This is a genomic window from Enterobacter vonholyi (genome assembly GCF_040834095.1).
GTDB classification, from domain to species: Bacteria; Pseudomonadota; Gammaproteobacteria; order Enterobacterales; family Enterobacteriaceae; genus Enterobacter; species Enterobacter vonholyi.
Genome location: NZ_CP162152.1, coordinates 3900685 through 3914669 on the forward strand (window position 1 = coordinate 3900685; position 13985 = coordinate 3914669).

Genomic DNA, 13985 nt, shown 5'->3' on the forward strand with positions numbered 1-13985 from the left:
GGCTTCGCCTTATCCGGCCTACGCGATCCCTGTAGGCCCGGTAAGCGTAGCGCCACCGGGCTTTGCGTTTACTGATACACAGGCAGCAGGTTAAAAGTCGACAGCACGTGGACCAGTGCGTTACCTACCCCAAACACCAGGATCAGTGCAATCATCGGCTTGCCGCCCCAGACGCGGAATTTCGGGCTGCCGAAGCGTTTACGTGATTTACGTGCCAGCAGCGCGGGCACAATTGCCGCCCAGATGGTTGCCGCCAGCCCTGCATAGCCGATGGCGTAAAGGAAACCGTTCGGCCACAGCAGGCCGCCCACAATCGGCGGCAGGAAGGTCAGCAGCGCGGTTTTGAAGCGCCCCATCGCAGAATCATCAAAGCCAAACAGATCCGCCAGGTAGTCAAACAGGCCCAGCGTCACGCCGAGGAAAGAGCTCGCCACCGCAAAGTTAGAGAAGATAACCAGCAGCAGATCCAGGCTGCGGCTGTTCAGCACGCCGCTCAGCGCCTGCACCAGCACGTCAATGTTACCGCCCTTCTGGGCAATGCCGATAAATTCCGGACGCGGGATGTTGCCCATCGTCCCCAGCAGCCAAATCACATACAGCCCCAGCGCCAGCAGCGTGCCGTAGACCAGACACTTCACAATGGTGCGCGGATCTTTGCCGTAGTACTTCATCAGGCTCGGCACGTTACCGTGGTAGCCGAACGACGCCAGACAGAACGGCAGGGTCATCAGCAGGTAAGGCGTGTAGGAGGTGTTCACTTCGGCGACGTTAAACAGCGTGGCAGGCGTCACATGCCCCAGCAGGCTGCCGAAGGTCAGGAAGAAGGTGATGACCTTCGCGCCCAGCACGATCGCCGTCATCCGACTCACCGCTTTGGTACTCATCCAGACAATAAACGCCACGCCCAGCGCAAAGCACAGCCCGGCCAGACGCGCCGGTACGTTCAGCGACATCTCCGAGAAGGTGTGATGCAGAATCGAACCGCTTGCCGAGATATACGCGTAGGTCAGGATATAGAGCACAAACGCGATGGACAGCCCGTTCACCAGATTCCAGCCTTTGCCCAGCAGATCTTTGGTGATGGTGTCGAAACTGGAGCCAATCCTGTAGTTCAGGTTCGCCTCGAGGATCATCAGCCCGGAATGGAGCATACAGAACCAGGTAAAGACCAGCGCGGCCAGCGACCAGAAGAACCACGCACCGGACATGACCACGGGCAGGGAAAACATCCCGGCACCTATAATGGTTCCGCCGATGATCACCACGCCGCCAAGCAGCGAAGGTGACGTTTGGGTGGTGGTTAGTGTCGCCATACAGCCTTTTCTCCAGTCAATCATACGGTTCTGCATTTTAATGTGACGCACTGTACCAGTACAGGAGTACAAAAGGAATAAAAAAAGCCCCGATCGCATGAATCGGGGCTGTATATTTTACTTTACGTCAGAAGCGTAAGGCTTACGCGTCACCGAAACGACGACGGCTGGAGCCTTCTTCACGACGCGGGCCACGGCTTTCGCGGCGCTCGCCGGAGAAACGACGACCTTCACCACCGCGACCTTCGCTGCGACCGCCTTCACGACGCTCGCCGCCGAAACCGCGACCACCGCCACGACGTTCGCCGCCACGGTCAGGACGTGGCTGTGCATCGCCCAGCAGCTGCATGTTCATCGGCTTGTTCAGGATGCGGGTACGCGTAAAGTGCTGCAGTACTTCACCCGGCATGCCTTTTGGCAGCTCGATGGTAGAGTGGGATGCGAACAGCTTGATGTTACCGATGTAACGGCTGCTGATGTCGCCTTCGTTAGCGATCGCGCCAACGATGTGACGAACTTCAACGCCATCATCACGGCCCACTTCAATGCGGTACAGTTCCATGTCACCTGCGTCGCGACGTTCACGACGTGGACGGTCTTCACCACCACGCTCTGGACGGTCACCACGTGGGCCACGATCGTTACGGTCGCCACGACGTTCGAAGCGATCGTCACGGTCACGGAATTCACGCTTAGGACGCATCGGCGCATCTGGTGGCACGATCAGGCTACGTTCGCCCTGAGCCATTTTCAGCAGTGCTGCGGCCAGGGTTTCCATGTCCAGCTCTTCGCCTTCAGCAACAGGCTGAATCTGCGACAGCAGCGCACGGTACTGATCCAGATCGCTGCTTTCCAGCTGCTGCTGTACTTTAGCGGCGAATTTTTCCAGACGGCGTTTGCCCAGCAGCTCTGCGTTTGGCAGGTCCGCTTCTGGAATGGTCAGCTTCATGGTGCGTTCGATGTTACGCAGCAGACGACGCTCGCGGTTCTCAACGAACAACAGCGCACGGCCAGCACGACCCGCACGACCGGTACGGCCGATACGGTGAACGTAAGACTCGGAATCCATCGGGATGTCATAGTTAACAACCAGGCTGATACGCTCAACGTCCAGACCACGTGCTGCCACGTCGGTTGCAATCAGGATATCCAGACGACCGTCTTTCAGACGCTCCAGAGTCTGCTCACGCAGAGCCTGGTTCATGTCGCCGTTCAGCGCTGCGCTGTTATAGCCGCTACGCTCCAGGGCTTCAGCCACTTCCAGGGTCGCGTTTTTGGTGCGAACGAAAATAATCGCCGCATCAAAATCTTCCGCTTCCAGGAAACGTACCAGCGCTTCGTTTTTACGCATGCCGTACACAGACCAGTAGCTCTGGCTGATGTCCGGGCGAGTGGTTACGCTGGACTGAATACGCACTTCCTGCGGATCTTTCATGAAGCGTTTGGTGATACGACGAATCGCTTCTGGCATGGTGGCAGAGAACAGCGCGGTCTGATGACCGTCCGGGATCTGCGCCATGATGGTTTCGACGTCTTCGATGAAGCCCATACGCAGCATTTCATCTGCTTCATCCAGCACCAGGCCGCTCAGTTTAGAGAGGTCCAGAGTACCGCGCTTCAGGTGATCCAGCAGACGGCCCGGCGTACCGACAACAATCTGTGGACCCTGGCGCAGGGCGCGTAACTGCACGTCATAACGCTGGCCGCCGTACAGGGCAACCACGTTTACGCCGCGCATATGTTTAGAGAATTCCGTCATTGCTTCTGCAACCTGAACAGCCAGTTCACGGGTTGGAGCCAGGACGAGGATCTGCGGTGCACGCAGTTCCGGATCAATGTTGTTCAGCAGCGGCAGCGAGAATGCTGCAGTTTTACCGCTACCAGTCTGGGCCATGCCCAGCACGTCACGACCAGAAAGCAGGTGTGGGATACACTCAGCCTGGATCGGAGATGGTTTTTCGTAACCCAGATCGTTAAGGGCTTCAAGGATAGGAGCCTTCAGGCCCAGATCTGCAAAAGTGGTTTCGAATTCAGCCATGTAGTACGAGTGCCTCAATGTCAATGGCGGCCAGTCTACTTAGCTCATCGTGAAAATGATTAGCAATTTTCATTGAAAAGTGTGAACCGGCTCAAAGTAGGTGTATTGACGAACAACAACGCCCTCACCAGTTAAGGTGATGGCAATCAAAAGATTACGGGCTGATGTTTATGTCGTCAGCTATTGCTGGTCCGATTCTGCCAGGTCGTCATGCTCCTGGCCCAAGAGCGATAATTCCAACAATGCATAACGGTGCTCAACGAAGTTGTGTACGTTGTTAGCAACCGCTAATTTGAACAGTGCCGTAGCGCTGTCCATATCCCCCAGACTTAGGTAGTACTTACCTAAATAGAAGTTGGTTTCACTGAGATGCTCAGCGAGCGAGGTGTTATCCGTTGCGTCCGCCTTGAGGCGTTCCATCAGCGTTGCTTCGCTAATGTTGCCCAGGTAGAACTCGACAATGTTCCATCCCCACTGTTCCTTGTCCGATTTATCGAAGCGCTGTTTCAGTGCCTCTTTTGCCTGCTTCTCATCGAGCTTCCGCTCAACGATGTAAAGCCACAGGCTACGGAAAGGATCATTAGGATCGTCTTGATAAAACGCCAGCAGATCATCTTGCGCTAACTTGTCACGACCGCCGTAATACAATGCGATACCGCGATTCAAGTGCGCGTAGTTGTAAGTTGGATCAAGCTCAAGTACAGAATCAAACGCTTCATAGGCAGCATCAAAATTGCCTGCCTGCGTTAAATAAATGCCTAAGTAATTGAATACTTCAGGCATATCAGGTCGGATAGCCAGCGCTTGTGAAAAATCATTTCGCGCCAATGCCCTCAGACCGAGACTATCATACAACACTCCGCGCTCATATAAAAGCTGTGCGCGTTCGTCATCGGTTAAAGCCCGACTGGCAAGTATTTGTTCCATGCGTGCCAGGATCACTTCCTGCTGCAAAGTCGGTTGCAATGGCACTGCGAGGACTTCGCTCTTACGCCAGGCAGAGTTGCTGCATCCTGCCAGCGTTAAAGCTGTCGCAACGAAACACCAGCGCAAAAAAGGCTTCATTTCCCACTCCCGAAGACAACTATTGGATGAACGTCCTGTCCCCCGGCGGCTTAACAAGGCGTCCTGCCTGATAATAGGCCCTCCGCAAAGCAGAGGGCAAATGGCAACTTACTCGCCTTGCTGTTCTGCTGCCTGTGCTTCTGGCGCAGCAGCTGGCTGAGACTGCTCGGTTGCTTCTTTAATGCTCAGACGGATACGGCCCTGGCGATCGACTTCCAGAACTTTAACCGGCACTTCCTGACCCATCTGCAGGTAATCGGTCACTTTCTCAACGCGCTTGTCAGCGATCTGAGAGATGTGAACCAGACCTTCTTTACCGCCACCGATGGCAACGAACGCGCCAAAGTCAACGATACGGGTCACTTTACCTGCATACACACGGCCCACTTCGATTTCTGCAGTGATTTCTTCGATGCGACGGATCGCGAATTTCGCTTTCTCGCCGTCGGTTGCTGCGATCTTCACAGTACCGTCATCTTCGATTTCGATGGTGGTGCCGGTCTCTTCGGTCAGCGCACGGATTACGGAACCGCCCTTACCGATAACATCTTTGATCTTGTCTGGATTGATCTTGATGGTGTGAATACGCGGTGCGAATTCAGAGATATCACCGCGTGGCGCGTTGATAGCCTGTTCCATCACGCCCAGGATGTGCAGACGTGCACCCTTAGCCTGGTTCAGCGCAACCTGCATGATCTCTTTGGTGATACCTTCAATTTTGATATCCATCTGCAGCGCAGAGATACCGTCGCGGGAACCCGCTACTTTGAAGTCCATATCGCCCAAGTGGTCTTCGTCGCCCAGAATGTCAGACAGAACAACATAGTTGTCGCCTTCTTTCACCAGGCCCATTGCGATACCCGCAACGGCGGCTTTGATTGGCACGCCTGCATCCATCAGCGCCAGAGAGGCACCACACACGGAAGCCATGGAAGAAGAACCGTTAGATTCTGTGATTTCAGACACCACACGTACGGTGTATGGGAATTTGTCTGCTTCTGGCATCACTGCCAGCACGCCGCGCTTCGCCAGACGACCGTGACCAATTTCACGACGCTTCGGTGAGCCAACCATGCCGGTTTCACCTACGGAGTACGGAGGGAAGTTGTAGTGGAACAGGAAGCTGTCAGTGCGCTCGCCCATCAGTTCGTCGATGATCTGCGCGTCACGGGCTGTACCCAGGGTCGCGGTAACCAGCGCCTGCGTTTCACCACGGGTGAACAGCGCAGAACCGTGAGTACGTGGCAGCACGCCAGTACGCACGTCCAGACCACGGATCATGTCTTTTTCACGGCCATCGATACGCGGCTCGCCAGCCAGCACGCGGCTACGAACAACGTTTTTCTCAATAGCGTGCAGGATTTCGCCAATTTCGTTAGCGTCCAGCGTTTCGTCTTCGGCAACCAGGGTCGCGGTTACTTCAGATTTGATCACGTCAACCTGAGCGTAACGCTCCTGTTTGTCGGTGATGCGGTATGCATCGCTCAGACGAGATTCTGCCAGTGCAGCAACACGTGCGTTCAGCGCGTCGTTGGCCGCTTCTGGCTGCCAGTCCCAACGTGGTTTACCGGCTTCTTTCACCAGGTCGTTGATGTTCTGGATAACAACCTGCTGCTGGTCATGGCCGAAGACCACAGCGCCCAGCATCTGGTCTTCGCTCAGCAGTTCAGCTTCGGATTCAACCATCAGCACAGCGGCTTCGGTACCCGCAACCACCAGGTCCAGCTTACTTTCTTTCAGCTCTTCCTGAGTTGGGTTCAGCACGTACTGGTCGTTGATGTAACCCACGCGCGCGGCACCGATTGGACCATTGAATGGAATACCAGAAAGTGACAGGGCTGCGGACGCACCGATCATCGCCACGATGTCCGGGTTAACCTGTGGGTTAACGGAAACAACGGTCGCGATAACCTGCACTTCGTTGACGAAGCCTTCAGGGAACAGCGGGCGAACCGGGCGGTCAATCAGACGCGCGATCAGGGTTTCGCCTTCGCTTGGACGGCCTTCACGACGGAAGAAACCACCCGGGATTTTACCGGCAGCGTAGGTACGCTCCTGGTAGTTAACGGTCAGCGGGAAGAAGTCCTGACCTGGTTTAGCTTTTTTCTGGCCCACAACGGTAACGAATACCGCAGTGTCATCCATGCTTACCATAACGGCAGCAGTCGCCTGACGTGCCATCATGCCGGTTTCCAGCGTGACAGTATGTTGACCATACTGGAATTTACGAACGATCGGATTCAGCAAAGTTCTGTCCTTTCTTAAATGTTTGACAGCACACCGCCGGTGTGCTGTCGATTTAACCCGACCTTCTTCGCATCCTCGCGACTAATGACAACCAACACCCCCATGGGTGAAGCCTCTCATTAGCCGCGCGAACCTCTGCAATGAAGATCATTTATAGCAACAATACAATAGTTTCCAGTGAATTGCTGCCGTCTGCTTGAAAAAAGGGGCCATCAGGCCCCCTTTTCTGAAACTCGCAAGAATTAGCGACGCAGACCCAGACGCTCGATCAGCGCGGTGTAGCGTGCAACATCTTTACGTTTCAGGTAGTCGAGCAGTTTACGACGCTGAGAAACCATACGCAGCAGACCACGACGGCTGTGGTGATCTTTTTTGTGCTCTGCAAAGTGACCCTGCAGGTGGTTAATCTGTGCAGTCAGCAGTGCAACCTGAACTTCGGTAGAACCGCTGTCGTTAGTACCACGACCAAACTCAGAAACGATTTTAGCTTTAGCTTCAACGCTTAGAGACATTTTCAAACTCCAAAGTATAAAGAATGTAAGGATGCCGATCTCTAATTCAGCGATCCCATGTACGCCCCGCAGATTGTTAAACAATTTACCAGGCGTTAAGCGGCGATATTCTACTCGTCTCCCCTGCTTATCGCAAGGTGAGCCGTTATCACCGTCACGCGTCGACCGGATATTCGACGACCAGACGACGCGGCGCAACGCGCCCTTCGCCATCCATTTCGCCCATGCCGATGAATTTCCCTTCGTCACCTTCAGTCACGCGTACCAGGCCTTCCAGCGGCGCATCTGACGTACGAACCGGGTTGCCGTTCTTAAAGTAAACGGACGATGTTAAAGGAAGATTAACAACCGGGAAGTCCGCAGCCGGACTGTCCATCGGCATCAGCAGTGGGTCGAGCAGCTCTGCCGGCGCGATCCCCTGAGATTCCGCCTGTTCAACCAGCTCGCGCAGATGTTCCAGGGTCACCATTCGCTCCACCGGGTACTTGCTCACCGCAAGGCGACGCAGGTAAATCACATGCGCGCCGCAGCCCAGCTTTTCACCGAGGTCATCAATGATGGTGCGAATATAGGTCCCTTTCGAACAGTGCACTTCCAGCTCCAGCTCATCACCTTCGTGGCGAATAAAGAGCAGCTCATACACGGTAATCGGACGGGCTTCACGCGGGACGTCAATACCCTGGCGCGCATATTCGTAGAGTTTTTTGCCCTGATACTTCAGCGCCGAATACATCGACGGCACCTGCATCGTATCCCCACGGAAGCTCTCCAGCGCCGCATCAAGCTGCTTCGCACTGAAGGTCACCGGACGCTCTTCCACGACCTGGCCATCCGCGTCGGAGGTATCCGTGCGCTGGCCCAGCTTAGCGATAACGCGGTAACGCTTATCGGAGTCGAGCAGGTACTGGGAAAACTTTGTCGCCTCTCCCAGGCAGATCGGCAGCATGCCAGTTGCCAGCGGATCGAGCGCGCCGGTGTGGCCCGCACGGTTGGCGTTAAAAATACGCTTCACTTTTTGCAGCACGTCGTTGCTGGAAGCGCCCTGGGGTTTATCCAGCAGCAGCACACCATGCACGTCGCGACCACGACGACGAGGACGACTCATCAGTCCTCCTTGCTGTCGTCCGCCGGGTTAACACGACGCTCATCGTCATGTTTAACCACGCTGGTCACCAGGTTGGACATACGCATACCTTCGACCAGCGAGTTGTCGTAGAAGAAAGTCAATTCAGGCACGATACGCAGGCGCATCGCCTTGCCGAGCAGAGAGCGGATGAAACCAGAAGCTTCCTGCAGCGCTTTAATGCCGTTCTTCACTGCGGCTTCGTCCTGATCGTTCAGGAAGGTGACGAACACTTTTGCATAGGCCAAATCGCGGGACATTTCTACACCGGAAACGGTGGTCATCATGCCGACGCGCGGGTCTTTGATTTCACGTTGCAGAATGAGTGCGATCTCTTTCTGCATTTCCTGCGCTACGCGCTGAGGGCGACCAAATTCTCTCGCCATAATAAATTCTCCAGACAAAAAAGGGGCTAAAGCCCCTTTTTGAAATTATTGCCGGGTGGCGCGAGGCGATCCCGGCTTACAATCGGAAATTAAGCGATGGTACGCTGAATTTCGATGATCTCGAACACTTCGATCATATCGCCAACGCGAACGTCGTTGTAGTTCTTCACGCCGATACCACATTCCATGCCGTTACGGACTTCGTTAACGTCATCTTTGAAGCGGCGCAGGGATTCCAGCTCGCCTTCGTAGATAACCACGTTGTCACGCAGTACACGGATTGGGTTGTGACGCTTGATGTTACCTTCGGTAACCATACAGCCCGCGATCGCACCGAATTTCGGTGATTTGAACACGTCACGTACTTCAGCCAGACCGATGATCTGCTGTTTCAGCTCAGGAGACAGCATGCCGCTCATCGCTGCTTTCACTTCGTCGATCAGGTTATAGATGACGGAGTAGTAACGCAGATCCAGGCTTTCGGATTCAATCACTTTACGCGCAGAGGCATCCGCACGAACGTTGAAGCCAACCAGGATAGCGTTGGAGGCAGCAGCCAGGGTCGCGTCGGTTTCGGTGATACCACCTACGCCAGAACCGATGATCTTCACTTTCACTTCGTCGGTAGACAGTTTCAGCAAGGAGTCGGAGATCGCTTCCACAGAACCCTGAACGTCGGCTTTCAGAACGATGTTCACTTCGTGAACTTCGCCATCGGTCATGTTGGCAAACATGTTCTCGAGTTTAGATTTCTGCTGACGAGCCAGTTTAACTTCACGGAATTTGCCCTGACGATACAGTGCCACTTCACGCGCTTTCTTCTCGTCACGCACCACGGTCACTTCGTCACCAGCAGCCGGAACACCGGACAGACCCAGGATTTCAACTGGAATGGACGGACCTGCTTCCAGCACTTCCTGACCCAGTTCGTTACGCATCGCACGAACGCGACCGTATTCGAAACCGCACAGAACGATATCGCCTTTATGCAGCGTACCTTCGCGAACCAGAACGGTAGCAACCGGGCCACGTCCTTTATCCAGGAAGGATTCGATAACCGCACCGCTCGCCATACCGTTACGGATGGCTTTCAGCTCCAGAACTTCGGCCTGCAGCAGGATCGCGTCCAGCAGTTCGTCGATACCGGTACCCGCTTTCGCAGACACGTGTACGAACTGGCTTTCGCCGCCCCACTCTTCCGGCAGGATACCGTACTGGGAAAGTTCGTTTTTAACACGATCGGGATCCGCTTCTGGCTTATCGATCTTGTTCACTGCAACCACAACCGGCACACCCGCTGCTTTCGCGTGCTGGATAGCTTCGATGGTCTGTGGCATCACGCCGTCGTCTGCAGCAACAACCAGAACAACGATATCCGTCGCCTGAGCACCACGAGCACGCATTGAGGTAAACGCGGCGTGGCCTGGGGTATCCAGGAAGGTGATCATACCGTTGTCAGTTTCTACGTGGTATGCACCGATGTGCTGAGTAATACCACCCGCTTCGCCAGAGGCAACCTTGGTAGAGCGAATGTAGTCAAGCAGCGAGGTTTTACCGTGGTCAACGTGACCCATGATGGTCACTACCGGTGCGCGCGGTTCTGCCGCAGCACCTGTGTCACGGTCGCTCATTACTGCTTCTTCCAGCTCGTTTTCACGACGCAGGATAACTTTGTGGCCCATCTCTTCCGCAACCAGCTGTGCGGTTTCCTGATCGATCACCTGGTTGATGGTTGCCATCGCGCCCAGCTTCATCATTGCTTTGATGACCTGAGAGCCTTTAACCGCCATCTTGTTCGCCAGTTCGCCAACGGTAATGGTTTCGCCGATCACAACGTCACGGTTAACGGCCTGAGCCGGCTTCTGGAAGCCCTGCTGCAGAGCGGAACCTTTACGCTTGCCGCCTTTACCACCGCGAACAGCCGCGCGTGCTTCTTCACGGTCAGCTTTGGATTCCGCGTGCTTGTTACCTTTTTTCGCCGGACGCGCTGCTTTTGCATTACGACCACGGCCACGGCCGCCTTCTACTTCACGGTCGTTATCATCTTCAGCCTGACGTGCGTGCTGAGAAGTGGTCACGTGATAGTCGCTGGTGTCTTCAGACTGCTCAGCGGTATCAACACCGTTCTTCTCATTTTCTTCTGCCATGCGACGCGCTTCTTCGGCGACGCGGCGAGCTTCTTCTTCCAGCTTACGGCGGGCTTCTTCTTCCGCTTTACGCTTCAGCTCGGCAGCTTCATTTTCACGGCGGGCTTTTTCAGCCTGGGCGGTTTTGGTCATTTCGTCTGTCTGTTGATTGCTCACTTTGTCTTTTTCCGCAGCGTCACGCTTCACTTTATCACTTGCGTCGCGTTTCGCTTTTTCTGCGGCCTCACGTTCAGCTTTTAATTCTGCTTCACGTTTGGCGGCTGCTTCCGCCTCACGCTGAGCTTGTTCTTCCGCTTCACGCTGTGCCTGCTCTTCCGCGGCAAGGCGTTCTGCCTCTTGCGGATCACGTTTTACAAAGGTGCGCGTCTTGCGGACTTCAATTTGTACCGATTTGCTTTTGCCACCGGTACCAGGGATGTTTAACGTGCTACGCGTTTTGCGCTGCAGCGTTAACTTGTCAGGCGTAGAGCCGTGTTCACGGTTCAGGTGCGTTAACAAGGTTTGTTTTTCTTGCGCGGTTACCGAGTCATCAGCGGACTTCGGGATCCCTGCATCAGCAAATTGCTGTACCAGGCGGTCCACGGAGGTCTGAATCTCAGCAGCCAGCGATTTTACAGTTACATCAGTCATGCTGTTCCTTCCTGCTACAGTTTATTACGCTTCGTCGCCGAACCAGCAAATATTACGTGCGGCCATGATGAGCTCGCCGGCTTTCTCGTCGGTTAAACCTTCGATATCAGCCAGGTCATCAACGCCTTGCTCAGCGAGATCTTCCAGCGTACAAACACCACGGGCAGCCAGCTTGAACGCAATCGCACGATCAAGACCTTCCAGATTCAGCAGGTCATCAGCCGGCTTCTTATCGCCAAGGCTTTCTTCCTGAGCCAGTGCCAGGGTGGTCAGTGCGTTTTTAGCGCGTTCACGCAGGGCTTCAACGGTTGGTTCATCCAGACCGTCAATTTCCAGCAGCTCTTTCATTGGCACATAGGCCAGTTCTTCCAGCGTAGAGAAACCTTCTTCAACCAGAACAGTGGCGAAATCTTCGTCAATATCCAGGTATTTGGTGAAGGTATCGATCGCCGCATGGGCTTCAGCCTGATGCTTAGCCTGCAGGTCATCAACGGTCATGACGTTGAGTTCCCAGCCGCTCAGCTGTGACGCCAGGCGTACGTTCTGACCGTTACGGCCGATTGCCTGCGCTAGGTTGCCCGCTTCAACAGCGATATCCATGGTGTGTTTGTCTTCGTCAACAACGATAGACGCCACATCAGCCGGAGCCATTGCGTTGATCACGAACTGCGCCGGGTTGTCATCCCACAGAACGATATCAATACGTTCGCCGCCCAGCTCAGTAGAAACTGCCTGGACACGCGCACCGCGCATACCGACGCAAGCACCGACCGGGTCGATACGCTTGTCGTTGGTTTTCACCGCAATTTTCGCACGGGAGCCCGGATCGCGAGCCGCCGCTTTAATTTCGATAACTTCTTCACCGATTTCCGGTACTTCGATACGGAACAGTTCTACCAGCATTTCTGGTTTAGAACGGGTCACGAACAGCTGCGCACCGCGAGCTTCTGGACGCACAGCGTACAGAACACCGCGAATACGGTCGCCCGGACGGAAGTTTTCACGCGGCAGCATATCTTCACGCAGGATCACGGCTTCAGCGTTACCCGGCAACCCTTCGGATTTGATCTCCAGGGAGATGTTGTCGCGGTTCACTTTCTTCACCACGCCGGTGATGATTTCGCCTTCCTGATCGCGGAACTGATCGACAACCAGCGCGCGCTCGGCTTCGCGCACTTTCTGCACGATAACCTGTTTAGCGGTCTGGGTAGTGATACGGTCGAAGGTCACAGATTCAATCTGATCTTCAACGTAGTCACCCACGTTCAGACTTTCGTCTTCAAAACGGGCGGCTTCCAGCGTGATCTCTTTAGTCGGCTGGGTCACTTCTTCAACGATTACCCAACGACGGAATGTATCGAAGTCACCGCTTTTACGATCGATTTCTACGCGAACATCGATCTCTTGTTCGTATTTTTTCTTGGTTGCTGTAGCCAGTGCACTTTCCAGCGCTTCAAAAATCTTCTCACGCGGCAGTGATTTCTCGTTGGAGACGGCTTCAACAACAGCCAAAATTTCTTTGTTCATCGCGGGCTTTTCACCTCAATCCAGACTGTTAAAAGTGGGGAACCAGGTTCGCCTTCTGGATATTACTCAGCGCGAACACTTCATCTTTGCCTTCGACTGTCACCGTGATCATTTCACCATCAACGGCTTTGATAATTCCCTGCCATTTACGGCGGTTCTGTACGGCCATACGCAGAACGAGAGCCACTTCTTCACCGGTAAAGCGCACATAGTGCTCGGCCGTGAACATCGGGCGATCGAGGCCAGGTGAGGAAACTTCCAGGTTGTACGCAACGGTAATTGGGTCTTCAACATCAAGAACCGCACTCACCTGGTGGCTGACATCAGCACAATCATCAACATTGATGCCATCTTCACTATCAATATAGATGCGCAGCGTCGATGTACGGCCGCGAACGAATTCGATGCCGACCAGTTCGTAGCCCAGTGCTTCGACCGGTGCAGTAATCATCTCTGTTAATTTTTGCTCTAATGTGGACAAGCCCACCCCCAAGACATAAAAAAAGGGCGTAAAGCCCAGTTATTCTGTAGTCAGATAACAAAAAACCCCGATAAATCGGGGCTTTAGATAACTGAACCCTGTAGCCACAACTGTGGCCTGGAGCACTCTCCGAAAGAATTTTTTCAAATCCAGCTACGAAGGCTCTAAGTCTTCACAGTATATTTGAAAAAGAACTTTATGGGAAAGTGGTTGCGGGGGCCGGATTTGAACCGACGACCTTCGGGTTATGAGCCCGACGAGCTACCAGGCTGCTCCACCCCGCGCCTGAAACGTGGCAAATTCTACGCGTTTTGGACAGAATTTGCAAATAATGCTGGGATTTGGTACCGAAGACGGGACGTAAAATCGGCGTTTAGTATATTGATAGTTGACCCCACCTGTCAAGGCGACTTCCGCCAGATCGATCAGACCAAAATTTTTACAAAAAACGCACGAGTCTCTTCCGGTCTTCGCCAAAAGATGATTAAATGAATACTCACTTATTTTGCATAAAAA

The 13985-nt window shown here is 54.2% G+C and carries 10 protein-coding genes, 1 tRNA gene and 1 pseudogene; all 12 read right to left on the minus strand.

What is annotated here, in order from left to right; all coding sequences use genetic code 11:
• Window positions 1-68: 68 nt before the first annotated feature.
• The 12 genes and pseudogenes from mtr to AB3N39_RS18335 all read right to left on the minus strand — a co-directional run bounded on the left by mtr (window position 69) and on the right by AB3N39_RS18335 (window position 13753).
• Window positions 69-1313 carry a tryptophan permease gene (gene mtr / locus AB3N39_RS18280; RefSeq protein ID WP_133295199.1) on the minus strand — a complete coding sequence of 415 codons (1245 nt, stop codon included), beginning with the start codon at window positions 1311-1313 and terminating at the stop codon, window positions 69-71.
• Window positions 1314-1455: 142 nt separating this feature from the next.
• Window positions 1456-3351, minus strand: a complete 1896-nt coding sequence (locus tag AB3N39_RS18285; RefSeq protein WP_252093498.1) for a DEAD/DEAH family ATP-dependent RNA helicase — start codon at window positions 3349-3351, stop codon at window positions 1456-1458.
• On the minus strand, window positions 3344-3424 hold the full coding sequence (gene yrbN, locus AB3N39_RS18290; RefSeq protein ID WP_100122156.1) for a protein YrbN: 81 nt from the start codon (window positions 3422-3424) through the stop codon (window positions 3344-3346). Before yrbN ends, AB3N39_RS18285 begins: the two co-directional genes overlap by 8 nt.
• Window positions 3425-3531: 107 nt before the next feature.
• Entirely contained in the window at window positions 3532-4416 is an 885-nt protein-coding gene (gene nlpI, locus AB3N39_RS18295; protein ID WP_032642338.1) for a lipoprotein NlpI, read from the minus strand.
• A gap of 50 nt (window positions 4417-4466) precedes the next feature.
• Window positions 4467-6663: pseudogene (pnp, locus tag AB3N39_RS18300) on the minus strand (polyribonucleotide nucleotidyltransferase).
• Between the two features lie 242 nt (window positions 6664-6905).
• Window positions 6906-7175, minus strand: coding sequence for a 30S ribosomal protein S15 (gene rpsO / locus AB3N39_RS18305; protein WP_003861789.1), 270 nt, complete (start codon window positions 7173-7175; stop codon window positions 6906-6908).
• A gap of 154 nt (window positions 7176-7329) precedes the next feature.
• Window positions 7330-8280 (minus strand): tRNA pseudouridine(55) synthase TruB, encoded by a 951-nt coding sequence (truB, locus tag AB3N39_RS18310; protein ID WP_133295202.1) that lies wholly within the window; start codon window positions 8278-8280, stop codon window positions 7330-7332.
• Entirely contained in the window at window positions 8280-8684 is a 405-nt protein-coding gene (rbfA, locus tag AB3N39_RS18315) for a 30S ribosome-binding factor RbfA (RefSeq protein WP_136195033.1), read from the minus strand. Before rbfA ends, truB begins: the two co-directional genes overlap by 1 nt.
• An 89-nt stretch (window positions 8685-8773) precedes the next feature.
• Window positions 8774-11461: a translation initiation factor IF-2 gene (gene infB, locus AB3N39_RS18320; protein ID WP_008501472.1), complete on the minus strand. Its 2688-nt coding sequence runs from the start codon at window positions 11459-11461 to the stop codon at window positions 8774-8776.
• A 24-nt stretch (window positions 11462-11485) separates the two neighbouring features.
• Entirely contained in the window at window positions 11486-12988 is a 1503-nt protein-coding gene (gene nusA / locus AB3N39_RS18325; protein WP_003861798.1) for a transcription termination factor NusA, read from the minus strand.
• 28 nt (window positions 12989-13016) lie between these two features.
• Window positions 13017-13469, minus strand: coding sequence for a ribosome maturation factor RimP (rimP, locus tag AB3N39_RS18330; protein WP_014833432.1), 453 nt, complete (start codon window positions 13467-13469; stop codon window positions 13017-13019).
• A 207-nt stretch (window positions 13470-13676) separates the two neighbouring features.
• Window positions 13677-13753, minus strand: a tRNA-Met gene (locus tag AB3N39_RS18335).
• Between the last annotated feature and the right edge of the window lie 232 nt (window positions 13754-13985).